Here is a 24,115-nt window from a genome sequence, read left to right as displayed (position 1 = left end):
CTAATCCTCCGGAACCTGCCCGGCCCCCGCCGGGGCGCAGGGCGGTTTTCCAAACTCAGTTGGCGAAGGGAAGGTCGAAGCCCTTCAGCAGGGCCTTGGCTTCCTTGTCCGTCTTCGCCGTCGTGACGAACACGATGTCCATGCCGCGAACCGCGTCCACCTTGTCATAGCTGATCTCGGGGAACACGATCTGCTCCTTCAGGCCCAGGGAGAAATTCCCCCGGCCGTCGAAGCCCTTATTGCCCGGCAGGCCGCGGAAGTCACGCATGCGCGGCAGCGCGACGGTGACCAGGCGGTCCAGGAACTCGTACATCCGGGCGCGGCGCAGCGTCACCTTGCAGCCAATGGCCTGGCCCTCGCGGATCTTGAAGCCCGCGATCGCCTTCTTGGCCTTGGTCTTGACCGGCTTCTGGCCGGCGATGACGGTCAGATCGGCCAGCGCGGCGTCCAGCTTCTTCTGGTCGCCCGCGGCCTCGCCCACGCCCATGTTGATGACGATCTTGGAGAGCTTCGGGACCTCCATCGGGTTCCCGTAGCCGAACTCCTCGACCAGTTGCTTGCGCAGCAGCTCAGCATAGCGCTGCTGCATGCGCGGCAGTTCCTTCGCCTCGCTCATGCGTCGATCACCTCGCCGGAGGCCTTGGCCACACGGACCTTCTTGCCGTCCTCAAGCACCTTGAAGCCAACGCGGGTCGGCTTGTCGGACTTCGGGTCGATCAGGGCGATGTTGGAGAGGTCGATCGACGCCTCCTTCTCGACAATGCCGCCCTGCTGCCCCATGCCCTTCGGCTTGGTATGGCGCTTCACGATGTTCAGGCCTTGCACGACGGCACGACCCTCGGCGGTCAGCACGCGCAGCACCTCGCCGCGCTTGCCCTTGTCCTTGCCCGTGAGGACCTGGACGCGATCGCCCTTCTTGATCTTCGCGGCCATGGTTACAGAACCTCCGGCGCCAGCGAGATGATCTTCATGAACTTGCGCGCGCGCAGCTCACGGACCACCGGGCCAAAGATACGGGTGCCAATCGGCTCGTTCTGCTTGTTGATCAGAACGGCGGCGTTGCGGTCGAAGCGGATGGCGGTGCCGTCCTGCCGGCGCACCGGATAGGCGGTGCGCACGATCACGGCGCGCTGCACGTCACCCTTCTTCACCTTGCCGCGCGGAATCGCTTCCTTCACGGACACCACGATGATGTCGCCGACCGAGGCGGTGCGGCGCTTGGAGCCGCCCAGCACCTTGATGCACTGCACGCGGCGCGCACCGGAATTATCGGCGACCTCGAGGTTGGACTCGACAATAATCATTGGTCAGGTACCGTCCTCAGGCCTGCGGCGCAGCCGGGGCCGTGCCCGCGGCGAAGCCCGGCGTCTCGACCGCGGCGCCATTGCGCTCGATCACCAGCCAGGTCTTCCGCTTGCTGATCGGCCGGCACTCCTCGATCGCCACGACGTCGCCTTCCTTGCACAGGTTGGCATCGTCATGCGCGGCGTACTTCTTCGAGCGCCGGATGAACTTCTTGTAGAGCGGATGCATCACGCGACGCTCGACCAAGACCGTCACGGTCTTGTCCATCTTGTCGCTGACCACCCGCCCGGTGAGGACGCGCTTCGGCATAGCCGGGGTCTCCTCGTCAGGCCTTTGCGGCCGAGCGGGACTGCTCGGCCAGGACGGTCTTAACACGGGCGATATCGCGGCGCACCACCTTGATGCGGGAAACCGCCTCAAGCTGGCCAGTCGCGCGCTGGAAGCGGAGGTTGAACTGTTCCTTCCGCAGATCCAGCAGCATCGCCTTCAGCTCGTCCGGGGTCTTGGTCCGGACATCCACGATCTTCGTCATCGACTCAGGCCTCCGCCGCGCCCAGGCGGGTCACGAGCTTGGTCTTGATCGGCAACTTCGCCGCGCCGAGGGTCAGTGCCTCGCGCGCCGTCTCCACGGAGACGCCGTCGATCTCGAACATGATGCGGCCGGGCTTGACACGGGCCGCCCAGTACTCCGGCGCGCCCTTGCCCGAACCCATGCGGACTTCCGCCGGCTTCGTGGAGACGGGAACGTCCGGGAAAATGCGGATCCACACCCGGCCCTGACGCTTCATGGCGCGGGTGATCGCGCGGCGCGCCGCCTCGATCTGCCGGGCGGTCACCCGCTCCGGCTCCAGCGCCTTCAGGCCAAAGCCGCCGAAGGACAGGGTGAACCCGCCCTTCGCCACGCCCTTGATGCGGCCCTTGTGCGCCTTACGGAACTTCGTGCGCTTCGGGGAAAGCATTGTCTCTTATCCTCAGCGCTGCGGAGCCTGCTCCGCCGCGCGCTTATCCTGCGCCAGCGGGTCATGCGCCATGATCTCGCCCTTGAAGATCCAGACCTTCACACCGCAGGTGCCATAGGTCGTCTTCGCGGTCGCCGTGCCGTAGTCGATATCGGCGCGGAGCGTGTGCAGGGGCACGCGGCCCTCGCGGTACCACTCCATGCGCGCGATCTCCGCCCCACCCAGACGGCCGCCGCAGTTGATGCGGATGCCGCCGGCGCCGAGGCGCATCGCGGACTGCACGGCGCGCTTCATCGCGCGGCGGAAGGCCACGCGGCGCTCCAGCTGCTGCGCGATGCTCTCGGCGACGAGCTGGGCCTCGATCTCGGGCTTGCGGATCTCGACGATGTTCAGCGCCACCTCGGCCCCGGCGAGCTTCGCCAGGTCCTTGCGCAGCACCTCGATGTCGGCGCCCTTCTTGCCGATCACGACGCCCGGGCGGGCGGCATGGATCGTCACGCGGGGCTTCTTCGCCGGCCGCTCGATGACCACCTTCGACACGCCGGCGCCCTTCAGGCGGGCCTTCAGCGTGTTGCGGAGCTTCAGGTCGTCATGCAGCAGGCGCGAGTAGTCGGCATCGGCGAACCAGCGGGAATCCCAGGTCCGGTTGATGCCGAGCCGCAGCCCGATCGGATTGACTTTATGACCCATGTTACGCGGCCTCCTGCTGCGCCGGCGCGGCGTCCGGCTGCTTCTCGGCAACCACGATCGAGAGATGGCTGAACCACTTCTCGACCCGCGCCGCCTTGCCGCGGCCACGCGCATGGAAGCGCTTCATGACCACCGCGCGGCCCACCTCCACCTTCGAGACGACCAGACGGTCGACATCGAGCTGGTGGTTGTTCTCCGCGTTGGCGATCGCGCTCTCCAGCGTCACCTTCACCGTCTGGGCGATGCGGCGCTTGGAGAAGGTCAGGGTCGCCACGGCGTCCTGGGCCTTGCGGCCGCGGATCAGCCCGGCCACCAGGTTCAGCTTGTAGGGCGAGACCCGGATGTTGCGGGTCACGGCCTTCGCCTCGGTCTCGGCCAGCAGGCGGGGATGCTTCGGCTTGCTCATCGCCTTAGCCCCTCTTCGCCTTCTTGTCCGAAGAATGCCCGGTGAAGGTCCGCGTCGGCGAGAACTCGCCGAACTTGTGACCCACCATGTTCTCCGAAACCTGAACCGGAATGAACTTCTTGCCGTTGTAGACACCGAAGGTCAGACCGACGAACTGCGGCAGGATCGTGCTCCGACGCGACCAGATCTTGATGACCTCGTTGCGCGTGGAGGCACGGGCCGCTTCCGCCTTGTTCAGCAGGTAGCCGTCGACGAACGGCCCCTTCCAGACACTGCGCGACATCGCGGTCAGCCCTTCGTCACGTTGCGGCGACGGACGATCAGCTTGTCCGTGCGCTTGTTGGTGCGGGTCTTGTAACCCTTGGTCGGCTTGCCCCACGGCGTGACCGGGTGGCGGCCGCCCGAGGTCCGGCCCTCACCACCGCCATGCGGGTGGTCGACCGGGTTCATGACGACACCGCGGTTGTGCGGCTTGCGGCCCAGCCAGCGGGAGCGGCCGGCCTTGCCCAGATGCTGGTTCTGGTTGTCCGGGTTGGACACCGCGCCGATCGAGGCGATGCACTCGCCGCGCACCAGGCGCAGCTCGCCGGACATCAGCTTGATCTGCGCATAGCCGGCGTCCTTGCCGACCAGCTGGGCATAGGTGCCCGCCGAACGCGCGATCTTGCCACCCGCACCGGGCTTCATCTCGATGTTGTGGACGATGGTGCCCACCGGAATCGAGCCCAGCGGCATCGCATTGCCCGGCTTGATGTCCACGCGCTCGCCGGCCACGACCGTGTCGCCGACCTTCAGGCGCTGCGGCGCGAGGATATAGGCGAGCTCGCCATCCTCGTACTTCACCAGCGCGATGAAGGCCGTGCGGTTGGGATCGTATTCCAGCCGCTCGACCGTCGCGGGCACGTCGAACTTGCGCCGCTTGAAGTCGATCACGCGGTAGGTCTGCTTGTGCCCACCCCCGCGGAACCGGACCGTGATGCGGCCGTGATTGTTGCGGCCGCCGGAGTGGTTCTTCCCCTCCGTCAGCTGCTTGACCGGCTTGCCCTTGAACAGCTCGGAACGGTTGATGAGAACCGTCCCGCGCGAGCTCGGGGTGACCGGGTTAAAGTGCTTCAGCGCCATGGCTTTAAGCGAGCCCCGTGGTGAGATCGATGCTCTGGCCCTCGGCCAGGCGCACGATCGCCTTCTTCCAGTCGGAGCGCTGGCCCTCGCGGCCACGCACCCGCTTGGTCTTGCCCTTGGTCAGGATCGTGTTGACGGACAGAACCGTCACACCGAACAGACCCTCGACAGAGGCCTTGATCTCCGGCTTGGTCGCGGAGAGCGGCACCTTGAAGGTGACCTGATGCTGCTCCGCGAGGCCGGTGGCCTTCTCCGTCACGACCGGCGCGAGGATGGTCAGATACATCTTCTCGCGCGAGATCACGGGCTTCTTGGTCGCGGTCTCGCTCATGCCAGCCGCTCCTTCAGAGCCTCGACGGCCTGGCGGGTCACCGCCAGAACGTCGTGATTGAGGATGTCGTAGACGTTCGCGCCCATGGAGGGCAGGACGTTCACGTGCGGAAGGTTGCGGACCGCGCGGCCGAAGCCGTCCTCGACCGCCGCATCCACGACCAGCGCGCTCTTCCAGCCCAGCGCCTTGACCTTGGCGGCCATGGCGGAGGTCTTCGCGGCATCGCCCAGCGACGCGGCGTCGAGCACGATCAGCTTGCCCTCGGCGGCCTTCTGGCTCAGCGCGCTGATCAGGCCCAGACGACGGACCTTCTTGTTCAGCGCATAGCCATGGTCGCGGACCACAGGCCCGTGCACCACACCACCGGTGCGGAACTGCGGCGCACGCAGCGAGCCCTGGCGGGCGTTGCCCGTGCCCTTCTGACGGTAGGGCTTCTTGGTGGTGCCGGAGACCTCGCCCATGCCCTTCACCTTGTGGGTGCCGGCACGGCGCTTGGCGAGCTGCCAATGCACCACGCGCGCCATGATGTCGGCGCGGGGAGAAGCCGCGAACAGCGCCTCGGGGAGCTCGATCTCGCCCGCCGTGGCATTGTCCAGCGTGATGACAGGAACCTGCATCGTCCTTACCCTCAGGCCACGGCCGCGGGGAACGGCGCGTCGGCGTGGCGCGCGGTCTTCACCGCATCCCGCACCAGCACATAACCGCCCTTCGCGCCAGGCACCGCGCCCTTGACCAGCAGCAGGCCCTTGTCGAGGTCGAAACCGGCGACCTCGAGGTTCTGCGTGGTCACGCGCTCAACACCCAGATGGCCAGCCATCTTCTTGTTCTTGAAGGTCTTGCCCGGATCCTGACGGTTACCCGTCGAACCGTGGCTGCGGTGCGAGATCGAGACGCCGTGCGTCGCCTCGAGGCCAGCGAAGTTCCAGCGCTTCATGGCGCCGGCAAATCCCTTGCCCTTCGAGGTGCCCGTCACGTCGACGATCTGGCCCTTCACGAAATGATTCGCGGAGAGCTTGGCACCGGGGTCCAGCAGGGCGTCAGCCGCCACACGGAACTCCACAACCTTCTTCGGAGCCTCGACACCCGCCTTGGCGAAGTGACCCTTGTTGGGCTTCGAGACGTTCTTCGGCTTGGCCAGGCCGAAGCCCAGCTGCACCGCATCGTACCCGTCCTTCTCCGCCGTGCGGGTGGCCACCACGCGCACCTGGTCCAGGTGCAGCACGGTGACGGGCACGGTGGAGCCGTCGTCGTTGAACAGCCGGGTCATGCCCAGCTTCTTCGCGATCAGGCCGGTACGGCCATTCTTCGCGGCCATGGCAGATTGCTCCCCCGGGCCTTAGAGCTTGATCTCGACATCCACGCCGGCAGCGAGGTCGAGCTTCATCAGCGCGTCCACGGTCTGCGGGGTGGGGTCGACGATATCAAGCAGACGCCGATGAGTCCGGATCTCGAACTGCTCACGGCTCTTCTTGTCGACATGCGGGGAGCGGTTCACGGTGAACCGCTCGATCTCTGTCGGCAACGGAATCGGCCCGCGCACGCGCGCGCCGGTCCGCTTCGCGGTGTTGACGATCTCCCGCGTGCTGCCATCCAGCACGCGGTGATCGAACGCCTTGAGGCGGATGCGGATGTTCTGGCTGTCCATCGTCTGGCGCCTATCTCTGCCCGCGTCCGTTACGCGCTGATCTTGGCGACGACGCCGGCGCCGACGGTGCGGCCGCCCTCGCGGATGGCGAAGCGCAGGCCCTCGTCCATGGCGATCGGCGCGATCAGCTCGACGTCCATCGACACGTTGTCGCCCGGCATCACCATCTCGACGCCTTCCGGCAGCGTCACCACGCCCGTCACGTCCGTCGTGCGGAAGTAGAACTGCGGACGATAGTTGGTGAAGAACGGCGTGTGACGGCCACCCTCCTCCTTCGTCAGCACATAGGCCTCCGCCTTGAACTTCGAGTGCGGCTTGATCGAGCCCGGCGCCGCCAGAACCTGGCCGCGCTCCACGTCCTCGCGCTTCGTGCCGCGCAGCAGCGCGCCGATGTTGTCGCCCGCCTCGCCGCTGTCCAGCAGCTTGCGGAACATCTCGACGCCCGTCACCGTCGTCTTCGTCGTGTCCTTCAGACCGACGATCTCGACTTCCTCGCCGACCTTGATGATGCCGCGCTCCACGCGCCCGGTCACCACCGTGCCGCGGCCCGAGATCGAGAACACGTCCTCGATCGGCATCAGGAACGGACGGTCCTTCGGGCGCTCCGGCTGCGGAATGTAGGCGTCCACCGCCTCCATCAGCTTCAGCACCGCCTGCTCGCCCAGCTCCGGGTTCTTGTCCTCCAGCGCCATCAGCGCCGAGCCCTGGATCACCGGAATGTCGTCGCCCGGGAACTGGTAGGAGGACAGCAGCTCGCGCACCTCCATCTCCACCAGCTCCAGCAGGTCGGGGTCCGCCATGTCGCACTTGTTCAGGAACACCACCAGCGCCGGAACGCCAACCTGGCGCGCCAGCAGGATGTGCTCCCGCGTCTGCGGCATCGGGCCGTCGGCCGCCGACACCACCAGGATCGCGCCGTCCATCTGCGCCGCGCCCGTGATCATGTTCTTCACGTAGTCGGCGTGGCCCGGGCAATCCACATGCGCGTAGTGACGGTTCGCCGTCTCGTACTCGACATGCGCCGTCGAGATCGTGATGCCGCGAGCCCGCTCCTCCGGCGCCTTGTCGATCTGGTCATACGCCGTGAACGACGCACCGCCCGACTTCGCCAGAACCTTGGTGATCGCCGCCGTCAGCGACGTCTTGCCATGATCCACATGCCCGATCGTGCCAATGTTGCAGTGCGGCTTCGTCCGCTCAAACTTAGCTTTCGCCATTGTCTTCGTTCCCGATCGGGTCTGTTACCAGCGGTAGTGGCTGAAGGCCTTGTTGGCCTCTGCCATCCGGTGCGTGTCTTCGCGCTTCTTCACGGCGGTGCCGCGGTTGTTGGCCGCGTCCATCAGCTCGGAGGAAAGCCGCTCTTCCATGGTGTGCTCGCCACGCTTGCGCGCGGATTCGATCAACCAGCGGATCGCCAGGGCCTGGCGCCGCTCCGGGCGGACCTCGACCGGCACCTGATAGGTGGCGCCACCGACGCGGCGCGAACGCACCTCGACGGCCGGCTTCACATTGTCCATCGCCTCATGGAACAGGCGCAGCGGATCGCTGTTGGGACCGCCCCGCTTCTTCAGCGTGTCCATGGCGGCATAGACGATCCGCTCGGCGGTGCTCTTCTTGCCGTCGTACATCAGCACGTTCATGAAACGGCTGAGCACGAGGTCACCGAACTTCGGATCGGGGAGAACTTCGCGCTTCTCGGCGCTGTGGCGACGCGACATCGCTCTTGATCCCTTACTTCGGCCGCTTCGCGCCGTAGAGCGAGCGCCGCTTGCGCCGCTTGGCGATGCCCTGCGTGTCCAGAACGCCGCGCAGGATGTGGTAGCGCACGCCCGGAAGGTCCTTCACGCGACCGCCGCGGATCAGCACCACGGAGTGCTCCTGCAGGTTGTGCCCCTCGCCCGGGATATAGGAGACGACCTCGTGGCCGTTCACCAGGCGGACCTTCGCCACCTTACGGAGAGCCGAGTTCGGCTTCTTCGGCGTGGTCGTGTAAACGCGGGTGCAAACGCCACGCTTCTGCGGGCAGCCCTGCAGCGCCGGAACCTTGTTGCGGCTCGGCTTGGGCTCACGCCCCGTGGCGATGAGCTGATTGATCGTCGGCATGACGCCCCTTCGTGACCTTCTTCGAACGCCCAGGCCCCTTGCCAAGCAAGATCGCCCGAGGAAGCAGCGCTTTCGCGCCACCCTTCGGGCTTGTCCCGCCTCCGGCCTCAGCCCGAAAAGGGCGGCGCCGGCTGCTCAGAACCTGTCGTCCAGAACTCCGCAGGCCATGTCCCTATGGCGGACAAGACCCCGTCGAGGGCGCGGAACCTACGCGCCGACCCCCAATGAGTCAAGCACGCCGCGCCCCTGAACACATGAATCCGGGCCCCGACGGGGCCCGGCTCCCATGCGGCCAGCGCAGACCGCGCCGGCCACCTCAAGCCTGGCCGGCGGAGGGAGAACTCCCCCCGCCGGGCCTGTCCTACTCCGCGGCCTGGCTGCCGGGCTTGGGCAGAGCGCCCTGGCCCGAGGGCAGCCGCTGCCCGTCACGCTGGGCGGCCAGCGCGCGCAGACGGTTCATCACCGAGCCCGTGCCGGCCGGGATCAGGCGCCCGACGATCACGTTCTCCTTCAGCCCCGCCAGGTGGTCGACCTTGCCGGCCACCGCCGCTTCGGTCAGCACCCGGGTCGTCTCCTGGAAGGAGGCGGCCGAGATGAAGCTGGTCGTCTGCAGCGAGGCCTTGGTGATGCCCTGCAGCACCGGCTCGGCCCGCGCCGGACGCTCCTTGGCGGCGATGCGCTTCTCGTTCTCGATCTCGAACTCGATGCGCTCCACCGTCTCGCCCACCAGGAAGGTGGTGTCGCCCGGCTCCAGGATCTCCACCTTCTGCAGCATCTGGCGGACGATCACCTCGATATGCTTATCGTTGATCTTCACGCCCTGCAGTCGATAGACGTCCTGGATCTCGTTCACCAGATAGTTGGCCAGCGCCTCGACGCCCAGCACGCGCAGGATGTCGTGCGGCACGCGGGGGCCGTCGACCAGCGGGTCGCCGGCCTTCACGTAGTCGCCTTCCTGCACCGAGACGTGCTTGCCCTTCGGCACCAGGTACTCGCGCGGCACGGGGGGCTCGTCACCCACCTGCTCCGGCACCACCAGGACGCGACGCTTCGCCTTGTAGTCCTTGCCGAACTCGACGCGCCCGTCGACCTCGCTGATGATCGCGTGGTCCTTCGGCCGGCGCGCCTCGAAGAGCTCGGCCACACGCGGCAGACCACCGGTGATGTCGCGGGTCTTGGAGGATTCGCGCGGCAGGCGGGCCACCACGTCGCCGGCCTGCACCTGGGCGCCGTTCTCGACCGAGAGGATCGAATCCGGCGACAGGAAGTAGCGGGCCTCGGCGCCGTTCGGCAGCTTGACGATATGGCCCTTCTCGTCCTTCAGGATGATGCGCGGCCGCAGGTCGGCACCCTTGGCCGCCTGCTTGTAGTCCACCACCACCTTGGAGGAGAGGCCGGTCACCTCGTCCTGCCGCTCGACCAGGGTCACGCCCTCGATCAGGTCGGCATATTCGACGATACCCGCCTTCTCGGTGATGATCGGCAGGGTGAAGGGGTCCCACTCCGCCAGCTTCTGGCCGCGCGTGACCTCGGCGCCATCCTCCAGCACCAGCAGGCGCGCGCCGTAGGGCACGCGGTAGCGGGCACGCTCGCGGCCATTGGCATCCGTCAGCACGATCTCGCAGTTGCGCGACATCACGATGGGAACGCCGGCCGAATTGGCCACCACGTTGCGGTTCAGCACCGAGACCGTGCCGTCGCTCGTCGCCTCGACCGCCGACTGCTCGGCGCCACGGGTCGCCGCGCCGCCGATATGGAAGGTGCGCATGGTGAGCTGCGTGCCCGGCTCGCCGATCGACTGCGCCGCAATGACGCCGACCGCCTCGCCGATATTGACCGTCGTGCCACGCGCCAGGTCACGGCCATAGCAATGGCCACAGACGCCCGACCGCGCATCGCAGGTCAGCACGGAGCGGATATAGACCTCCTCCACCCCGGCCTTCTCTATGCGCTCGGCATCGGCTTCCTCGATCAGCGCGTTGCGCGGCAGCAGCACCTCGCCCGTCGCCGGGTCGAGGATCTCGCGCTGCACCGTCCGGCCGAGGATCCGCTCGGACAGCGAGGAGACCACCTCGCCGCCATCCATCACCGCGCGCACGGTGATGCCGCGCTCGGTGCCGCAGTCGTTCTCGACGATGATGCAGTCCTGCGCCACGTCGACCAGCCGGCGGGTCAGGTAGCCGGAGTTCGCGGTCTTCAGCGCCGTGTCCGCCAGGCCCTTGCGGGCGCCGTGGGTGGAGTTGAAGTACTCAAGGACGGACAGACCCTCCTTGAAGTTCGCGATGATCGGCTGCTCGATGATCTCGCCCGAGGGCTTGGCCATCAGGCCGCGCATGCCGGCCAGCTGGCGCATCTGCGCCGGCGAGCCACGGGCACCGGAATGCGACATCATCCAGACGCTGTTGGTGACGCGGCCGACCTCCTGGCGGGAGATCTCCTTCATCATGGCGCCGGCGACCTCGTCCGTGCAGCGCGACCAGGCGTCGACCACCTTGTTGTACCGCTCGCCGGCCGTGATCAGGCCGTCCAGGTACTGCTGCTCGAACTCCTTCACCTCGGCCTTGGTGCGCGCGATGAGCCCCTCCTTCTCGGCGGGGATCATCATGTCATCCTTGCCGAAGGAGATGCCCGCCTTGGCCGCCTGGCGGAAGCCCAGCGACATCAGGCGGTCGGCGAAGATCACCGACTCCTTCTGGCCGCAATGGCGGTAGACCGCGTCCATCACGTCCGAGATGGTCTTCTTGGTCAGCTGGCGGTTGACCAGCGCATAGGGCAGCGCCGCGTCATGCGGCAGCAGCGCGCCGATCATCATCCGGCCCGGGGTGGTCACCACCCGCTCCGTGATCCGCTGGCCTTCCACGTCCACGCCCTGACGGCGGGCGCGGATCTTGGTGTGCAGCGTCACCACGCCGGCGGCCAGCGCCTGCTCGATCTCGCCCATATCGGCGAAGGCCGGCGCCTTCTGCTCGTCGGCGACGCGGTACTCCGGCGTCTCCAGCGACAGGTAGTAGAGCCCGAGGACGATGTCCTGGCTCGGCACGATGATCGGCTTGCCGTTGGCCGGGCTGAGGATGTTGTTGGTCGACATCATCAGCACGCGCGCTTCCAGCTGCGCCTCAAGCGACAGCGGGACGTGCACGGCCATCTGGTCGCCGTCGAAGTCGGCGTTGAAGGCGGTGCAGACCAGCGGGTGCAGCTGGATCGCCTTGCCCTCGACCAGCACCGGCTCGAAGGCCTGGATGCCCAGCCGGTGCAGCGTCGGCGCCCGGTTCAGCATCACCGGATGCTCGCGGATGACCTCCTCGAGGATGTCCCACACCTCGGGACGCTCCTTCTCCACCATCCGCTTGGCGGCCTTGATGGTGGTGGCGTGGCCGTACTTCTCGAGCTTCGAGTAGATGAAGGGCTTGAACAGCTCCAGCGCCATCTTCTTCGGCAGGCCGCACTGGTGCAGCTTCATCTCCGGCCCGACGACGATGACCGAACGGCCCGAATAGTCGACGCGCTTGCCCAGCAGGTTCTGCCGGAACCGGCCCTGCTTGCCCTTCAGCATGTCCGAGAGCGACTTCAGCGGGCGCTTGTTGGCGCCCGTGATGGCGCGGCCGCGGCGGCCGTTGTCGAACAGCGCGTCGACCGATTCCTGCAGCATGCGCTTCTCGTTGCGCACGATGATGTCCGGCGCCCGCAACTCGATCAGCCGCTTCAGGCGGTTGTTTCGGTTGATGACGCGGCGGTACAGGTCGTTCAGGTCGGAGGTCGCGAAGCGGCCGCCGTCCAGCGGCACCAGCGGGCGCAGCTCGGGCGGGATCACCGGCACGACGTCGAGGATCATCCACTCCGGGCGGGCACCGCCCTCGGCGAAGCTCTCGATCATCTTCAGCCGCTTGACCAGCTTCTTGCGCTTGGCCTCGGAGGTGGTCTCCTTGAGGTCGGCGCGCAGCTGCGTGCTCTCGCGGTCCAGGTCGATGGCGGCCAGCATCTGCTTCACCGCCTCGGCCCCGATGCCGACGGAGAAGGCATCCTCGCCGAACTCGTCCTGCTTGGACTGGTACTGCTCCTCGGTCAGCAGCTGGTGCAGCTTGAGGTCGGTCAGGCCCGGCTCCAGAACCACATAGGATTCGAAGTACAGGACCTTCTCCAGCTCCTTCAGCGACATGTCGACCATCAGGCCGACGCGCGAGGGCAGCGACTTCATGAACCAGATATGCGCGACCGGCGAGGCCAGCTCGATATGGCCCATCCGCTCGCGGCGCACCTTGGCCAGCGTGACCTCGACGCCACACTTCTCGCAGATGATGCCGCGGAACTTCATCCGCTTGTACTTGCCGCACAGGCACTCATAGTCCTTGATCGGACCGAAGATGCGCGCGCAGAACAGCCCGTCCCGCTCCGGCTTGAAGGTGCGGTAGTTGATCGTCTCGGGCTTCTTGATCTCACCATAGGACCAGGAGCGGATCTGCTCCGGGCTGGCGATGGTGATCTTGATCTGATCGAACGTCATCGCCTGGCCGGTCTGGCCCAGGATCTTCATCAGCTCGTTCATGCGGCCGTCCTCTCAAGGTGAGGCCGCCGCGCCGGGGTGACCCCGGCGCGGCTGAGCAAAGGGTGTTGATCGCGCGGCAGCATCACGCCGGGCGGTTTTCCAGATCGACGTTCAAGCCGAGCGACTTCAGCTCCTTCACCAGAACGTTGAAGGATTCCGGAATGCCCGCCTCGAAGTTGTCCTGATCGCGCACGATCGCCTCGTAGACCTTGGTGCGGCCGGACACGTCGTCCGACTTCACCGTCAGCATCTCCTGCAGCGTATAGGCGGCGCCATAGGCCTCCAGCGCCCAGACCTCCATCTCGCCGAAGCGCTGGCCGCCGAACTGCGCCTTGCCGCCCAGCGGCTGCTGGGTGACGAGGCTGTAGGGGCCGATGGAGCGGGCGTGGATCTTGTCGTCCACCAGATGGTGCAGCTTCAGCATGTAGATGTAGCCGACCGTCACCTTGCGCTCGAAGGGCTCGCCGGAGCGGCCGTCGATCAGCGTGGTCTGGCCGGAGGCGTCCATCCCCGCCTTCTCCAGCATCGTCTCGATGTCGGAGATGCGGGCGCCGTCGAAGACGGGCGTCGCGATCGGCACGCCCTTCTTCAGGTTCTCGCCCAGCTCGATCAGCTGCTCCTCGGTCATGTCCTCGATGTCGCGGCCGAAGATCTCTTCGCCATAGACATCGCGGAGCTTGGCCAGGAGGTCGTCGCGCGCGGCGCCGACCCGGCGGTAATCCTCCACCAGCTCGCCGATCTGGCGGCCGACATTGGCGCAGGCCCAGCCCAGATGCGTCTCCAGGATCTGACCGATGTTCATGCGCGAGGGCACGCCCAGCGGGTTCAGCACCAGATCCACCGAGGTGCCGTCCGGCAGGAAGGGCATGTCCTCCACCGGGACCACGCGGGAGACGACGCCCTTGTTGCCGTGCCGGCCGGCCATCTTGTCGCCCGGCTGCAGCTTCCGCTTCACCGCGATGAAGACCTTGACCATCTTCATCACGCCGGGCGGCAGCTCATCGCCGCGCTGCAGCTTCTCGACCTTGCTGTCGAACCGCTTCTGCAGCTTCTCGACCGCCGCGTCGAACTCGCGCTTCAACGCCTCGATCTCGACCATGATGGCGTCGTCCTGCACGCCGATCTGGCGCCAGGTGGCCTTGGCGAACTGGTCCAGCACCTCGTCGGTGATGACGGTGCCCGACTTCACGCCCTTGAAGCCGCCGCTGGCCTTCTGGTTCAGCAGCCGCTCGCGCAGGCGGGAGTGGAAGCTCCGCTCCTGGATCGCCTTCTCGTCGTCGCGGTCCTGCGCCAGGCGCTCGATCTCGGCGCGATCGATCGCCATGGCGCGCTCGTCCTTGTCGACGCCGCGGCGGTTGAACACGCGCACATCGACCACCGTGCCGGTCGTGCCGGGCGGCAGGCGCAGCGAGGTGTCGCGCACGTCGGAGGCCTTCTCGCCGAAGATGGCGCGGAGCAGCTTCTCCTCCGGCGTCATCGGGCTCTCGCCCTTCGGCGTCACCTTGCCGACCAGGATGTCGCCCGGGTTCACCTCGGCGCCGACATAGACGATGCCCGCCTCGTCGAGGTTGCGCAGCGCCTCCTCGCCGACATTCGGGATGTCGCGCGTGATCTCCTCCTGGCCCAGCTTGGTGTCGCGGGCCATCACCTCGAATTCCTCGATATGGATCGAGGTGAAGACGTCATCCTTGGCGATGCGCTCGCTGATCAGGATGGAGTCCTCGAAGTTGTACCCGTTCCACGGCATGAAGGCGACGAGCACGTTCCGCCCCAGCGCCAGCTCGCCCAGCTCGGTGGACGGGCCGTCGGCGATGATGTCGCCGCCCGCCACCTGGTCGCCCACCTTCACCAGCGGGCGCTGGTTGATGCAGGTCGACTGGTTGGAGCGCTGGAACTTCCGCAGGCGGTAGATGTCGACGCCCCGGGTGGTGCCATCCTCGTCATTCGTGGCCCGCACCACGATGCGGGCGCCGTCGATGCTGTCCACCACGCCGCCACGGCGCGCCACGATGGTGGCGCCGGAGTCGCGCGCGACCGCGGCCTCCATGCCGGTGCCGACCAGCGGCGCGTCGGAGCGCACCAGCGGCACGGCCTGCCGCATCATGTTGGAGCCCATCAGCGCGCGGTTGGCGTCGTCGTTCTCCAGGAACGGGATCAGCGCCGCGGCGACGGAGACGAGCTGCTTCGGCGAGACGTCGATCGCCGTCACCTCTTCCGGCTTCACCAGCCGGAAGTCGCCGCCCTGGCGGACGGAGACGAGGTCGGAGCGGAACTCGCCCGTCTCGGCATCCACCTCGGCATCGGCCTGGGCGACCACCAGCTTCTCCTCCTCCATGGCGGAGAGGTAGCGGGGGGAGCCGGTGATCTTGCCGTCCTTCACCAGGCGGTACGGCGTCTCGATGAAGCCGTACTTGTTCACCTTGGCGAAGGTGGCGAGGCTGTTGATCAGGCCGATGTTCGGGCCTTCCGGCGTCTCGATCGGGCAGATGCGGCCGTAATGCGTCGGGTGCACGTCGCGCACCTCGAAGCCGGCGCGCTCGCGCGTCAGGCCGCCCGGACCCAGCGCCGAGAGGCGGCGCTTATGCGTCACCTCGGAGAGCGGGTTGGTCTGGTCCATGAACTGCGACAGCTGCGAGGAGCCGAAGAACTCGCGCACGGCGGCGGCGGCGGGCTTCGCGTTGATCAGGTCATGCGGCATGACGGTGTCGATATCGACCGACCCCATGCGCTCCTTGATCGCGCGCTCCATGCGCAGCAGGCCGACGCGGTACTGGTTCTCCATCAGCTCGCCGACCGAGCGCACCCGGCGGTTGCCGAGGTTGTCGATGTCGTCGATCTGGCCCTTGCCGTCCTTCAGCTCCAGCAGGGTGCGGACGGTCGCGATGATGTCCTGCTTGCGCAGGGTGCGCACCGTGTCCGGCACGTCGTCCAGGCTGAAGCCCAGGCGCATGTTCATCTTGACGCGGCCGACCGTGGAGAGGTCGTAGCGCTCGGCATCGAAGAACAGGCCGCGGAACAGGGTCTCGGCGGTCTCCGGCGTCGGCGGCTCACCCGGGCGCATCACCCGGTAGATGTCCATCAGCGCCTCGTCGCGCGAGGCGTTCTTGTCCACCGCCAGCGTGTTGCGCAGCCAGGGGCCGACATTCTGGCCGATCGCCAGCGTCGGCAGCGCGTCGAGCCCGGCCTGCTCGATGGCGGCCAGCTTCGGCTCGGTCAGCTCGTCGCCGGCCTCGGCCCAGATCTCGCCGGTGGTGAGGTCCACCAGATCCTCGGCGACGAAGCGGCCGAGCAGCTCGGCGCGGCTGACCAGCACCTCCTTGGTGCCGGCCTCGGCGATCTTGCGGGCCAGACGCGGCGTCAGCTTGGTGTCGCGCTCGGCGACCACCTCGCCGCTCTCGGCATCGACCAGGTTCTCGATCAGCTTCACGCCGCGGAAGGAGTCCGGCACGAAGGGCTGGCTCCAGCCCTTGGCGCCACGGCTGAAGACGACCTGGTCATAGAAGGTGTTGAGGATCTCCTCGGCGTCCATGCCGCGGATCTCGCCCGCCTCCAGCGCCTCGCCGCGCTCGGCGCGCAGGGCCTCGGTGCGCTCGGATTCCAGGGCATAGAGCAGCGTCGTGGCGGGCAGCTTGCGCTTCCGGTCGACACGGACGTAGCAGATGTCCTTGGCGTCGAACTCGAAGTCGAGCCAGGAGCCGCGATAGGGGATGACGCGGGCGGCGAACAGGTACTTGCCCGAGGAGTGCGTCTTGCCCTTGTCGTGGTCGAAGAACACGCCCGGGGAGCGGTGCATCTGCGAGACGATGACGCGCTCGGTGCCGTTGATGATGAAGGTGCCGTTGTCCGTCATGAGCGGCATGTCGCCCATGTAGACATCCTGCTCCTTGATGTCGCGGATGGAGCGGCTGCCGGTGTCCTCGTCCAGGTCCCAGACGATGAGGCGCAGACGCACCTTGAGCGGGGCGGCGAAGGTCAGCCCCCGCTGGATGCATTCCTCGACATCGTACTTGGGCTCCTCCAGCTCGTACTGGACGAATTCCAGGCGGCCACGGCCGGCGAAGTCGTCGATCGGGAAGACCGACTTGAAGACCTCCTGCAACCCGGTGTTCGTGCGCGCGTCCGGATCGACCCCCATCTGCAGGAAGGTCTCATAGGAGGCCCGCTGCACGTCGATCAGGTTCGGCATCGGTGCCACTTCGGGCAGACGCCCGAACGACTTCCGGATGCGCTTCCGCCCGGTGAACGACTTCGTGATTGCGTTCATGCCCGTCCTGCTTCCCTTCGCTCCGGCCCAATCGCCCCGGCCGGCGGGTTACCCCACCTCACGCCACGCGGGATCGGCCCCGCGAAACGCAGTCGCGGGCAGGAACCCGGAGGCCCCCGCCCGAACCTTGCTCAAGCTGGCCCGGCCCCTCGCCAAGGCAAGGGGCCGGTAAAACTCACTTGACCTCGACCTTGGCGCCGTTCTCTTCCAGCACCTTCTTGATCTTCTCGGCCTCGTCCTTGGAAACGCCTTCCTTGACGGTCTTCGGCGCGCCCTCGACCAGATCCTTGGCCTCCTTCAGGCCCAGACCGGTGATGGTGCGGATTTCCTTGATGACGTTGATCTTCTTGTCACCCGAGGCGGCGAGGACGACCGTGAACTCGGTCTGCTCCTCGGCCGGAGCGGCGGCGGCGCCACCGCCGGCAGCCGGAGCAGCGGCCACGGCAACAGGAGCGGCGGCGGAGACGCCCCACTTCTCTTCCAGCAGCTTGGACAGCTCGGCGGCTTCCAGAACGGTCAGGCTGGAGAGCTCGTCAACCAGCTTCGCGAGATCGGCCATGTCTTGTATCCTTCCAAATAGTCGCTTGGCATGATGAATGCAATCCCCGGGCGGCGGGGCCGGACCGGCCCCCTTCCCCACCCGGGTGTCTTCCGCGAAAGGCGCCGCTTAGGCCGCCTCGTCCTTCTTGGCGTAAGCCGCCAGCACCCGGGCCACCTGCCCGCCGGGTGCCTGAAGCACGCCGGCGATGCGCGTCGCGGGGGTCTGGATGAGCCCCAACAGCTGCGCACGCAGGGTTTCGAGCGAGGGAAGGGTGGCCAGAGCCTTCACGCCATCGACGTTCAGGGTCTGCTCACCGATCGCCCCGCCCAGGATCACGAACTTCTCGTTACCCTTGGCGAACTCCACGGCGGTCTTCGCCACGGCCACCGGATCCGTCGACCACGCGAGCGCGGTCGGACCCTTCAGCAGCGGCGAGATGCCCTGGAAGCGGGTGCCGTCGAGGGCGAGGGTGGCCAGCCGGTTCTTCGCGACCTTATACGTCGCGCCCGCCGCCCGCATCCTGCGCCGCAGATCACTGACATCCGCGACCGTGAGACCCTTGTTCTGGGCCACGAGCACGAACGACGTATCCGCGAACACATCCGCGAGGGAGGCCACGAACGCACGCTTCTCCGTACGATCCAACTCCCGTCTCCACACGGTGACCGGTGCCTTCTGGAAGGGCCCCGGCCGGTTCACACGGGGGCTCGCCGCCGGATTGGCGGCTCGCCCCGGTTCGCCTGTCTGAGTCTGCGGAAGACCAAGTCCATCACGCCGGCAGCGCGAGGCGTCGCCGGTCAGATCTCCTGGCATCCCCATCTCACGCCTGCGGGGCGGCCGCCCCCTTAAGGCCCGCCATCGCGGGCCACATGCGCTCTCGGACAGGTTGTCAGGGGCCGGCCTCGACCGGCCCCCTGCCCGCGCGCCACCGGAGCGGCGCGCGTATCTCGCTGCGGCCGGCGCGCTCCCCGGGGGAGCCCGCCGCGCCGGATCAGGCCGAGGCCGCCAGGGAGGCGACGTCGACCTTGAGGCCGGGACCCATCGAGGAGGACACCGCCACCTTCTTCACATAGGTGCCCTTGGCGCCGGTCGGCTTGGCGCGCTGGATCGCCTCGATGAAGGCGCGCGCGTTCTCGACCAGCTGCTCCTCGGAGAAGGAGACCTTGCCGATGCCGGCGTGGACGATACCGGCCTTCTCGGCACGGAACTCCACCTGGCCGGCCTTGGCGGCGGCGACGGCGCCCTTGACGTCCATCGTCACCGTGCCGAGGCGCGGGTTCGGCATCAGGCCGCGCGGGCCCAGGATCTTACCGAGGCGGCCGACGATGCCCATCATGTCCGGCGTCGCGATGCAGCGGTCGAACTCGATGGTGCCGCCCTGGACCAGCTCCAGCAGATCCTCGGCGCCGACCACGTCGGCCCCGGCGGCCTTCGCCTCCTCGGCCTTCGGGCCACGGGCGAAGACGCCGACGCGCACGGTCTTGCCCGTGCCATGCGGCAGGGAGACCATGGAGCGGACCATCTGGTCGGCGTGGCGCGGGTCGATGCCGAGGTTCATCGAGATCTCGACCGTCTCGTCGAACTTCGCCTTGGCGCTCGACTTCACCGTCGCGATCGCCTCCGGCAGCGCGAACAGCTTGTCGCGGTCCAGACCGGCATAGATCGCCTTCAGGCGCTTACCCTGCTTGGCCATGGATCAGCCCTCCACCACGGACATGCCCATCGAGCGGGCGGAGCCTGCCAGCATGCGCACGGCGGCCTCGACGTCGTTGGCGTTCATGTCCTTCATCTTGGTCGCGGCGATCTCGCGCAGCTGCGACTTGGTCACGCGGCCGATCACGCCACCCTTGCCCGGGGTCTGGCTGCCCTTCTCGAGCTTGGCCGCCTTCAGCAGGAAATAGGTGTTCGGGGGCGTCTTGGTGACGAAGGAGAAGGTGCGGTCGGAATACGCGGTGATGACGACCGGCGTCGGCGTGCCGGGCTCCATCTGCTGCGTCGCCGCGTTGAACTCCTTGACGAACTGCATGATGTTCAGGCCGCGCTGACCCAGCGCGGGGCCGACCGGCGGCGAGGGGTTCGCCTTGCCGGCGGGGATCTGCAGCTTGATATAGCCGACGATCTTCTTCGCCATGACTCGTTCCTCTGTGCGTTCAGAGGCGCGCGGTGCTGACGGCTGTCCCCGATAGGCTGGGGCCGGGCCTCCCGCGTCCCTGAGAAAAACGCCGCAACAATCCGGGCGCGCAACGGCGCGCGCCACGGGCGGGATGCGGCGGAGGCGCGCCTATACCGGGCCGGGCGGGGAGAGTCTAGCGGAGTCCTCGCCCCGCGCCGCGCATGGCTCGCCTGCGCCCGCCGCGGCAGCCACCTCCACCCTCCCCCGGCGTTATCCCGGAAGCCGATAGCCGGCATCGGCGGCCGCGATGACAAAATCCTTTGCATCCTAATGATGAGGTTTCTATCTGCCCGCCATGCCTGCCCCGCCCCCCCTGCCGTCGCTGGAGGCCCTCCGCCGCTTCGGCGGCCATTTCCAGCTCATCGGTCGCGCCTGGCGCCGGGAGGCCGATCTCTGCCTGGCACCGCTCGGGCTCACCCAGGCCACCGCGGCCCCGCTGCTGCTGCTCCGCGCCCGTGTCGGCGCGCCCTGCCGCCAGCACGAGCTGGCCCAGGCGCTGGGGATCGAGCAGCCCTCGCTGGTGCGGCTGCTGGACCAGCTCGGCGAGGCCGGCCTCGTCGAGCGCCTGGCCGACCCCGCCGACCGCCGCGCCCGGCTGATGCACCTGACCCCCGCCGGCGTCACCGCCGCCGGCGAGGCGGATCGCCGCCTCGGCGCCCTGCGCCTGCGGCTGCTGGGCGGCGCCGCGCCGCAGGACCTGGCCGCGGCCCTCCGCGTGCTGGACGGCATGCGGGTGGCGCTCGGCGGCATGGCCGCTTCGGCCGGGCCCGGGTCGGCGCCGGAAGGCCGCGACTGATGCCCACCGCCCCCTCCCTGTCCGACTGGCTCTTCTCGGCCCGCAGCTTCGCCGCGGCGGCGCTGGCCCTGTTCATCGCCTTCTCGCTCGACCTGCCGCGCCCCTACTGGGCGATGGCCACGGTCTACATCGTCTCGCAGCCCTTCGCCGGGGCGGTGCGCGCCAAGGCGGTCTGGCGGCTGGCCGGCACCCTCGGCGGCGGCGTCTTCGCGATCCTGGCGCTGCCCAACCTGGTCGACGCGCCGGCGCTCTTCGCCCTGGTCATGGCCTGCTGGATCGGCGGCTGCCTGGCCGCCTCGATGGTCGACCCGACCCCGCGCAGCTACGCCTTCATGCTCTCGGGCTACACCGCGGCGCTGATCTGCTTCCCCATCGTGGACAGCCCCGGCACCGTCTTCGACACCGCCGTCTCGCGCATGATCGAGATCAGCCTCGGCATCCTCTGCGCCTATCTGATGCACGGCGTGCTCTTCCCGAAGCAGGGCACGCCCAGGCTGCTCGACGGCACCCGCGCCTGGCTCGCCGACCTCGCCCGCTATGGCGCCGACAGCCTGGCGGGCGAGCACGACCCGGATCGCTTCTCCGCGGAGCGGCGCCGCATCGCCCGGGATGGCGCCGCCCTGCGCCTGCTCTTCCTGCAGGCCCGCTACGAGGCGCCGGACCGCCGCGCCCAGCTGCTCTGGCTGCCCCGGCTGCACGAGCGCGCCCGGGCCCTGCCCACCCTGCTGACCGCCATCGGCGAGCGCGTCCGCACCCTGGCGGCGCTCGACCCCGCCGCGGCCGAGGCGCTGCGCCCGCTGCTACAGGCGATCTCCGACTGGATGGCGCAGAGCATCGACGCGCCGGCCGGCCCGGCCCGCACGCTCGGCGCCCGGCGGCTGGAGGAGCGGCTGCGGGCGATGCAGGAGGCGCCGCCCCCGCCCGGTCTTTCCCCCGGTCTCTCTCCCGGTCTCTCCCCCTGGGCCGCGCTGGTGCGCCAGGGCCTCCTGGAGCGGCTGCGCGAGCTGATCGACGCCTGGCGGGAGTGCCGCCTGCTGACCGAGCGCATCCTGGCCGAGCGGCCGCAGGAGACGGCCCCCGACGAGCCGGAGCCGGTGCCGGGGCATCTCGACCCGCTGCTGGTCGCCCTCTCGGGCCTGGCCGCCGGCCTCGCCACCCTGGCGGGCTGCGCCGTCTGGATCGTCAGCGGCTGGGCGCACGGCTCCAGCCTGGCGATGATGAGCGCCGTCGCCCTGTGCATCTTCGCGCAGCTCGACGACCCCGCGCCGGCGCTGCGCAAGTTCATCCTCGGCGCCGCCCTCGCCGTGCTGATCGCCGGCTTCTATCTTTTCGCCGTGCTGCCGCGGATCGACGGCTTCCCGCTGCTGCTGCTGGTCCTGACGCCGACCTATCTGATCGCCGGCGCGCTGATCGCCCAGCCGGCGATGACCGCCATGGCCCTCTCGGTGGCCGCCACCGTGCCGGCGGTCATGACCCTGCAGGAGACCTACAGCGCCGACTTCGCCGGCTACGTCGATGGCGGCCTCGCCACGCTGGGCGGCCTGGTCCTGGCGCTGGCGATCACCCGGCTGGTCCGCTCCTTCGGCGTGTCCTGGCGCGTCGGCCGGCTGGTGGCGGCCGACCGGCGCGACCTCGCCCGGCTCGCCGAGGGCCATGCGCCCGCCGACCTGCGCCGCATCCTCGGCGTCATGCTGGACCGCTTCGAGGCCCTGGCCGCCCGCCTCTCGGCCGCCGACGCGCAGACCGTGCGCCTGACCGAGCTGGCCGACCTGCGGGCCGCGCTCAACGTGCTGCGCCTGCGCGAGCTGATGGCCGGGCTGCCGCCCGCCTCCCGCGCCCGCGCCGAGGCGGCGCTGCAGGCCCTGGCGGCCGAGGCGCGCGGCCGGCTGCCGCGCGAGGCGCTGCTGGCGCCGCTGGACGACGCCCTGCTGACCTGCGCCGCCGAGACGGCACGCGGCGCCCGCCGCGCCGCCCTCGCCCTCTCCGGCATCCGCCTCGCCCTCTTCCCAGAAGCCGGCCCGCCCCAGGCCGGGCCCGAGCGGAGCCTCGCCGCATGATCGCGGAGATCGACCTCTACGGCATCTTCCTGCCGGCCCTGCTGGTCTGGGCGCTGCTGGCCCTGCCGGCCTCGGTGCTGCTGCGCCGGCTGCTGCGGGCGCTCGGCGTCTACCGCTGGGTCTGGCACGCGCCGCTCTTCGACTTCGCCCTGTTCCTCATCACCCTGGGCGGCCTGGTCGCCTTCTCGGAGATCATCCTGCCATGACGCCGCTGCTTGCCCGCGGGCGCCTCGCCTCCGTGGCGCGTCTCCTGCTCACCCTGGCGCTGGTCTGCGCCGCCGGATTGGTGGGCTGGCAGCTCTGGCGCTACTACATGGAGGCACCCTGGACGCGGGACGGCCGGGTGCGCGCCGACATCATCGGCATCGCCCCCGATGTCTCCGGCTTCGTCTCCGAGGTTCTGGTGGCCGACAACGCCACCGTCACCCGGGGCCAGCCGCTGTTCCGCCTCGACCGGGCCCGCTTCGAGCTGGCGCTGCGCCAGGCCGAGGCGGTGGTGGAGAGCCGCGCCGCCACCCTGGAGCGGGCACGCCGCGACGAGCGCCGCTACGACCGGCTGAACGAGGGCATCGTCTCCGTCCAGCGGCAGGACCAGGCGCATTCCGACGCCGCCGCCGCCCAGGGCGCCTGGGAGGAGGCCCAGGCGCAGCGCGACCTCGCCCGGCTGAACCTGGAGCGCAGCGAGATCCGCGCCCCGACCGACGGCACCGTCACCAACCTCACCCTGCGCCCCGGTGCCTATGTCGCGGCCGGCACCGCGGTGCTGGCCCTGGTCGATGCCGACAGCCTGCATGTGCAGGGCTATTTCGAGGAGACGAAGCTCGGCCGCATCCATCCCGGCGATCCGGCCCGGGTCACGCTCATGGGCCTGCCGGGCACGCCGCTCACCGGCCATGTGGAGAGCATCGCCGGCGGCATCGCCGACCGGGAGCAGGGCAGCGGGCTGGTCGCCAACGTCAACCCGACCTTCTCCTGGGTGCGGCTGGCGCAGCGCGTGCCGGTGCGGATCCGCCTCGACCCGGTGCCGGAGACGGTGCGGCTGATTCCCGGCCGGACCGCCACGGTGGTCATCATGCCGGACGGCGTCGCGCCGTCCCTGCTGCGGCCCTAGAGCGGATCCCGATCAGGTGGAAGCACCTGATCGGGTGAAGATGCTCGCAAAAACAAATGGCCAGAGCGT

Annotated in this window: 27 protein-coding genes; 4 read left to right on the top strand and 23 right to left on the bottom strand. The window is 68.5% G+C overall.

Annotation, left to right across the window (positions count from 1 at the left end):
• Positions 1-55: 55 nt before the first annotated feature.
• The 23 genes from rplE to rplK all read right to left on the bottom strand — a co-directional run bounded on the left by rplE (position 56) and on the right by rplK (position 20,040).
• A complete protein-coding gene (gene rplE / locus ACF3NH_RS08510; RefSeq protein WP_422922517.1) occupies positions 56-616 on the bottom strand; it encodes a 50S ribosomal protein L5 in 561 nt (186 codons plus the stop codon).
• The gene (gene rplX / locus ACF3NH_RS08505) at positions 613-933 is read right to left on the bottom strand and encodes a 50S ribosomal protein L24 (protein WP_198365218.1); all 321 of its coding nucleotides are present in this window, start codon (positions 931-933) and stop codon (positions 613-615) included. The genes rplE and rplX overlap by 4 nt, the downstream gene beginning before the upstream one ends.
• Before the next feature lie 2 nt (positions 934-935).
• Positions 936-1,304, bottom strand: a complete 369-nt coding sequence (rplN, locus tag ACF3NH_RS08500) for a 50S ribosomal protein L14 (protein WP_007004412.1) — start codon at positions 1,302-1,304, stop codon at positions 936-938.
• Positions 1,305-1,320: 16 nt separating this feature from the next.
• Positions 1,321-1,614: a 30S ribosomal protein S17 gene (gene rpsQ / locus ACF3NH_RS08495; RefSeq protein WP_198365217.1), complete on the bottom strand. Its 294-nt coding sequence runs from the start codon at positions 1,612-1,614 to the stop codon at positions 1,321-1,323.
• Positions 1,615-1,630: 16 nt separating this feature from the next.
• Entirely contained in the window at positions 1,631-1,837 is a 207-nt protein-coding gene (gene rpmC, locus ACF3NH_RS08490; RefSeq protein WP_198365216.1) for a 50S ribosomal protein L29, read from the bottom strand.
• A 4-nt stretch (positions 1,838-1,841) separates the two neighbouring features.
• Positions 1,842-2,264 carry a 50S ribosomal protein L16 gene (gene rplP, locus ACF3NH_RS08485; protein ID WP_198365215.1) on the bottom strand — a complete coding sequence of 141 codons (423 nt, stop codon included), beginning with the start codon at positions 2,262-2,264 and terminating at the stop codon, positions 1,842-1,844.
• Positions 2,265-2,276: 12 nt separating this feature from the next.
• On the bottom strand, positions 2,277-2,954 hold the full coding sequence (gene rpsC / locus ACF3NH_RS08480) for a 30S ribosomal protein S3 (RefSeq protein WP_198365214.1): 678 nt from the start codon (positions 2,952-2,954) through the stop codon (positions 2,277-2,279).
• A gap of 1 nt (position 2,955) precedes the next feature.
• On the bottom strand, positions 2,956-3,360 hold the full coding sequence (gene rplV, locus ACF3NH_RS08475; RefSeq protein ID WP_198365213.1) for a 50S ribosomal protein L22: 405 nt from the start codon (positions 3,358-3,360) through the stop codon (positions 2,956-2,958).
• Positions 3,361-3,364: 4 nt separating this feature from the next.
• Positions 3,365-3,643, bottom strand: a complete 279-nt coding sequence (gene rpsS / locus ACF3NH_RS08470; RefSeq protein WP_076958669.1) for a 30S ribosomal protein S19 — start codon at positions 3,641-3,643, stop codon at positions 3,365-3,367.
• A 5-nt stretch (positions 3,644-3,648) separates the two neighbouring features.
• Positions 3,649-4,482, bottom strand: coding sequence for a 50S ribosomal protein L2 (gene rplB, locus ACF3NH_RS08465; RefSeq protein ID WP_422922516.1), 834 nt, complete (start codon positions 4,480-4,482; stop codon positions 3,649-3,651).
• A 4-nt stretch (positions 4,483-4,486) separates the two neighbouring features.
• The gene (locus ACF3NH_RS08460; protein WP_422924745.1) at positions 4,487-4,783 is read right to left on the bottom strand and encodes a 50S ribosomal protein L23; all 297 of its coding nucleotides are present in this window, start codon (positions 4,781-4,783) and stop codon (positions 4,487-4,489) included.
• 26 nt (positions 4,784-4,809) lie between these two features.
• On the bottom strand, positions 4,810-5,430 hold the full coding sequence (gene rplD / locus ACF3NH_RS08455; RefSeq protein ID WP_198365210.1) for a 50S ribosomal protein L4: 621 nt from the start codon (positions 5,428-5,430) through the stop codon (positions 4,810-4,812).
• Between the two features lie 11 nt (positions 5,431-5,441).
• Positions 5,442-6,128 (bottom strand): 50S ribosomal protein L3, encoded by a 687-nt coding sequence (gene rplC / locus ACF3NH_RS08450; RefSeq protein WP_422922515.1) that lies wholly within the window; start codon positions 6,126-6,128, stop codon positions 5,442-5,444.
• Between the two features lie 21 nt (positions 6,129-6,149).
• Positions 6,150-6,458, bottom strand: coding sequence for a 30S ribosomal protein S10 (rpsJ, locus tag ACF3NH_RS08445; protein WP_007004401.1), 309 nt, complete (start codon positions 6,456-6,458; stop codon positions 6,150-6,152).
• A gap of 29 nt (positions 6,459-6,487) precedes the next feature.
• Positions 6,488-7,675, bottom strand: coding sequence for an elongation factor Tu (gene tuf / locus ACF3NH_RS08440; RefSeq protein WP_198365208.1), 1,188 nt, complete (start codon positions 7,673-7,675; stop codon positions 6,488-6,490).
• 24 nt (positions 7,676-7,699) lie between these two features.
• Positions 7,700-8,176 (bottom strand): 30S ribosomal protein S7, encoded by a 477-nt coding sequence (gene rpsG / locus ACF3NH_RS08435; protein ID WP_198365207.1) that lies wholly within the window; start codon positions 8,174-8,176, stop codon positions 7,700-7,702.
• A gap of 13 nt (positions 8,177-8,189) precedes the next feature.
• A complete protein-coding gene (rpsL, locus tag ACF3NH_RS08430; protein ID WP_099097356.1) occupies positions 8,190-8,561 on the bottom strand; it encodes a 30S ribosomal protein S12 in 372 nt (123 codons plus the stop codon).
• A 361-nt stretch (positions 8,562-8,922) separates the two neighbouring features.
• A complete protein-coding gene (gene rpoC / locus ACF3NH_RS08425) occupies positions 8,923-13,104 on the bottom strand; it encodes a DNA-directed RNA polymerase subunit beta' (RefSeq protein ID WP_422922514.1) in 4,182 nt (1,393 codons plus the stop codon).
• An 82-nt stretch (positions 13,105-13,186) separates the two neighbouring features.
• The gene (gene rpoB, locus ACF3NH_RS08420) at positions 13,187-17,368 is read right to left on the bottom strand and encodes a DNA-directed RNA polymerase subunit beta (RefSeq protein ID WP_198365205.1); all 4,182 of its coding nucleotides are present in this window, start codon (positions 17,366-17,368) and stop codon (positions 13,187-13,189) included.
• Between the two features lie 175 nt (positions 17,369-17,543).
• Positions 17,544-17,927, bottom strand: a complete 384-nt coding sequence (gene rplL / locus ACF3NH_RS08415) for a 50S ribosomal protein L7/L12 (RefSeq protein WP_198365204.1) — start codon at positions 17,925-17,927, stop codon at positions 17,544-17,546.
• Positions 17,928-18,035: 108 nt separating this feature from the next.
• Positions 18,036-18,554 (bottom strand): 50S ribosomal protein L10, encoded by a 519-nt coding sequence (rplJ, locus tag ACF3NH_RS08410; protein WP_422922513.1) that lies wholly within the window; start codon positions 18,552-18,554, stop codon positions 18,036-18,038.
• Positions 18,555-18,900: 346 nt separating this feature from the next.
• Positions 18,901-19,602 carry a 50S ribosomal protein L1 gene (gene rplA / locus ACF3NH_RS08405; protein ID WP_198365202.1) on the bottom strand — a complete coding sequence of 234 codons (702 nt, stop codon included), beginning with the start codon at positions 19,600-19,602 and terminating at the stop codon, positions 18,901-18,903.
• Positions 19,603-19,605: 3 nt separating this feature from the next.
• Complete coding sequence (gene rplK, locus ACF3NH_RS08400; protein ID WP_198365201.1) at positions 19,606-20,040, bottom strand: 50S ribosomal protein L11; 435 nt, start codon at positions 20,038-20,040, stop codon at positions 19,606-19,608.
• A 337-nt stretch (positions 20,041-20,377) separates the two neighbouring features.
• Between rplK and ACF3NH_RS08395 the strand changes: the two genes are divergently transcribed.
• Genes ACF3NH_RS08395 through ACF3NH_RS08380 form a run of 4 tightly spaced genes read left to right on the top strand, consistent with a single transcriptional unit; the run spans position 20,378 to position 24,046 of the window.
• Positions 20,378-20,878, top strand: coding sequence for a MarR family winged helix-turn-helix transcriptional regulator (locus ACF3NH_RS08395; protein ID WP_422922512.1), 501 nt, complete (start codon positions 20,378-20,380; stop codon positions 20,876-20,878).
• Entirely contained in the window at positions 20,878-22,935 is a 2,058-nt protein-coding gene (locus ACF3NH_RS08390) for an FUSC family protein (protein ID WP_422922511.1), read from the top strand. The genes ACF3NH_RS08395 and ACF3NH_RS08390 overlap by 1 nt, the downstream gene beginning before the upstream one ends.
• Positions 22,932-23,141, top strand: coding sequence for a DUF1656 domain-containing protein (locus ACF3NH_RS08385; protein WP_422922510.1), 210 nt, complete (start codon positions 22,932-22,934; stop codon positions 23,139-23,141). The genes ACF3NH_RS08390 and ACF3NH_RS08385 overlap by 4 nt, the downstream gene beginning before the upstream one ends.
• Positions 23,138-24,046, top strand: coding sequence for an efflux RND transporter periplasmic adaptor subunit (locus ACF3NH_RS08380; RefSeq protein WP_422922509.1), 909 nt, complete (start codon positions 23,138-23,140; stop codon positions 24,044-24,046). The genes ACF3NH_RS08385 and ACF3NH_RS08380 overlap by 4 nt, the downstream gene beginning before the upstream one ends.
• The last annotated feature ends 69 nt before the right edge of the window (positions 24,047-24,115 follow it).

This window comes from Pseudoroseomonas sp. WGS1072 (genome assembly GCF_049340465.1).
In the GTDB taxonomy this organism is placed as follows: domain Bacteria; phylum Pseudomonadota; class Alphaproteobacteria; order Acetobacterales; family Acetobacteraceae; genus Pseudoroseomonas.
Note: the sequence above shows the minus strand (reverse complement) of the source record. Positions and strands in the feature narration are given on the sequence as shown.

Bases quoted from the DNA above. Each gene is read 5' to 3' on its own strand.
- rplE (WP_422922517.1), bottom strand. From the start codon at position 616: ATGAGCGAGGCGAAGGAACTGCCGCGCATGCAGCAGCGCTATGCTGAG.
- rplX (WP_198365218.1), bottom strand. From the start codon at position 933: ATGGCCGCGAAGATCAAGAAGGGCGATCGCGTCCAGGTCCTCACGGGC.
- rplN (WP_007004412.1), bottom strand. From the start codon at position 1,304: ATGATTATTGTCGAGTCCAACCTCGAGGTCGCCGATAATTCCGGTGCG.
- rpsQ (WP_198365217.1), bottom strand. From the start codon at position 1,614: ATGCCGAAGCGCGTCCTCACCGGGCGGGTGGTCAGCGACAAGATGGAC.
- rpmC (WP_198365216.1), bottom strand. From the start codon at position 1,837: ATGACGAAGATCGTGGATGTCCGGACCAAGACCCCGGACGAGCTGAAG.
- rplP (WP_198365215.1), bottom strand. From the start codon at position 2,264: ATGCTTTCCCCGAAGCGCACGAAGTTCCGTAAGGCGCACAAGGGCCGC.
- rpsC (WP_198365214.1), bottom strand. From the start codon at position 2,954: ATGGGTCATAAAGTCAATCCGATCGGGCTGCGGCTCGGCATCAACCGG.
- rplV (WP_198365213.1), bottom strand. From the start codon at position 3,360: ATGAGCAAGCCGAAGCATCCCCGCCTGCTGGCCGAGACCGAGGCGAAG.
- rpsS (WP_076958669.1), bottom strand. From the start codon at position 3,643: ATGTCGCGCAGTGTCTGGAAGGGGCCGTTCGTCGACGGCTACCTGCTG.
- rplB (WP_422922516.1), bottom strand. From the start codon at position 4,482: ATGGCGCTGAAGCACTTTAACCCGGTCACCCCGAGCTCGCGCGGGACG.
- rplD (WP_198365210.1), bottom strand. From the start codon at position 5,430: ATGCAGGTTCCTGTCATCACGCTGGACAATGCCACGGCGGGCGAGATC.
- rplC (WP_422922515.1), bottom strand. From the start codon at position 6,128: ATGGCCGCGAAGAATGGCCGTACCGGCCTGATCGCGAAGAAGCTGGGC.
- rpsJ (WP_007004401.1), bottom strand. From the start codon at position 6,458: ATGGACAGCCAGAACATCCGCATCCGCCTCAAGGCGTTCGATCACCGC.
- tuf (WP_198365208.1), bottom strand. From the start codon at position 7,675: ATGGCGAAAGCTAAGTTTGAGCGGACGAAGCCGCACTGCAACATTGGC.
- rpsG (WP_198365207.1), bottom strand. From the start codon at position 8,176: ATGTCGCGTCGCCACAGCGCCGAGAAGCGCGAAGTTCTCCCCGATCCG.
- rpsL (WP_099097356.1), bottom strand. From the start codon at position 8,561: ATGCCGACGATCAATCAGCTCATCGCCACGGGGCGTGAGCCCAAGCCG.
- rpoC (WP_422922514.1), bottom strand. From the start codon at position 13,104: ATGAACGAGCTGATGAAGATCCTGGGCCAGACCGGCCAGGCGATGACG.
- rpoB (WP_198365205.1), bottom strand. From the start codon at position 17,368: ATGAACGCAATCACGAAGTCGTTCACCGGGCGGAAGCGCATCCGGAAG.
- rplL (WP_198365204.1), bottom strand. From the start codon at position 17,927: ATGGCCGATCTCGCGAAGCTGGTTGACGAGCTCTCCAGCCTGACCGTT.
- rplA (WP_198365202.1), bottom strand. From the start codon at position 19,602: ATGGCCAAGCAGGGTAAGCGCCTGAAGGCGATCTATGCCGGTCTGGAC.
- rplK (WP_198365201.1), bottom strand. From the start codon at position 20,040: ATGGCGAAGAAGATCGTCGGCTATATCAAGCTGCAGATCCCCGCCGGC.
- ACF3NH_RS08395 (WP_422922512.1), top strand. From the start codon at position 20,378: ATGCCTGCCCCGCCCCCCCTGCCGTCGCTGGAGGCCCTCCGCCGCTTC.
- ACF3NH_RS08390 (WP_422922511.1), top strand. From the start codon at position 20,878: ATGCCCACCGCCCCCTCCCTGTCCGACTGGCTCTTCTCGGCCCGCAGC.
- ACF3NH_RS08385 (WP_422922510.1), top strand. From the start codon at position 22,932: ATGATCGCGGAGATCGACCTCTACGGCATCTTCCTGCCGGCCCTGCTG.
- ACF3NH_RS08380 (WP_422922509.1), top strand. From the start codon at position 23,138: ATGACGCCGCTGCTTGCCCGCGGGCGCCTCGCCTCCGTGGCGCGTCTC.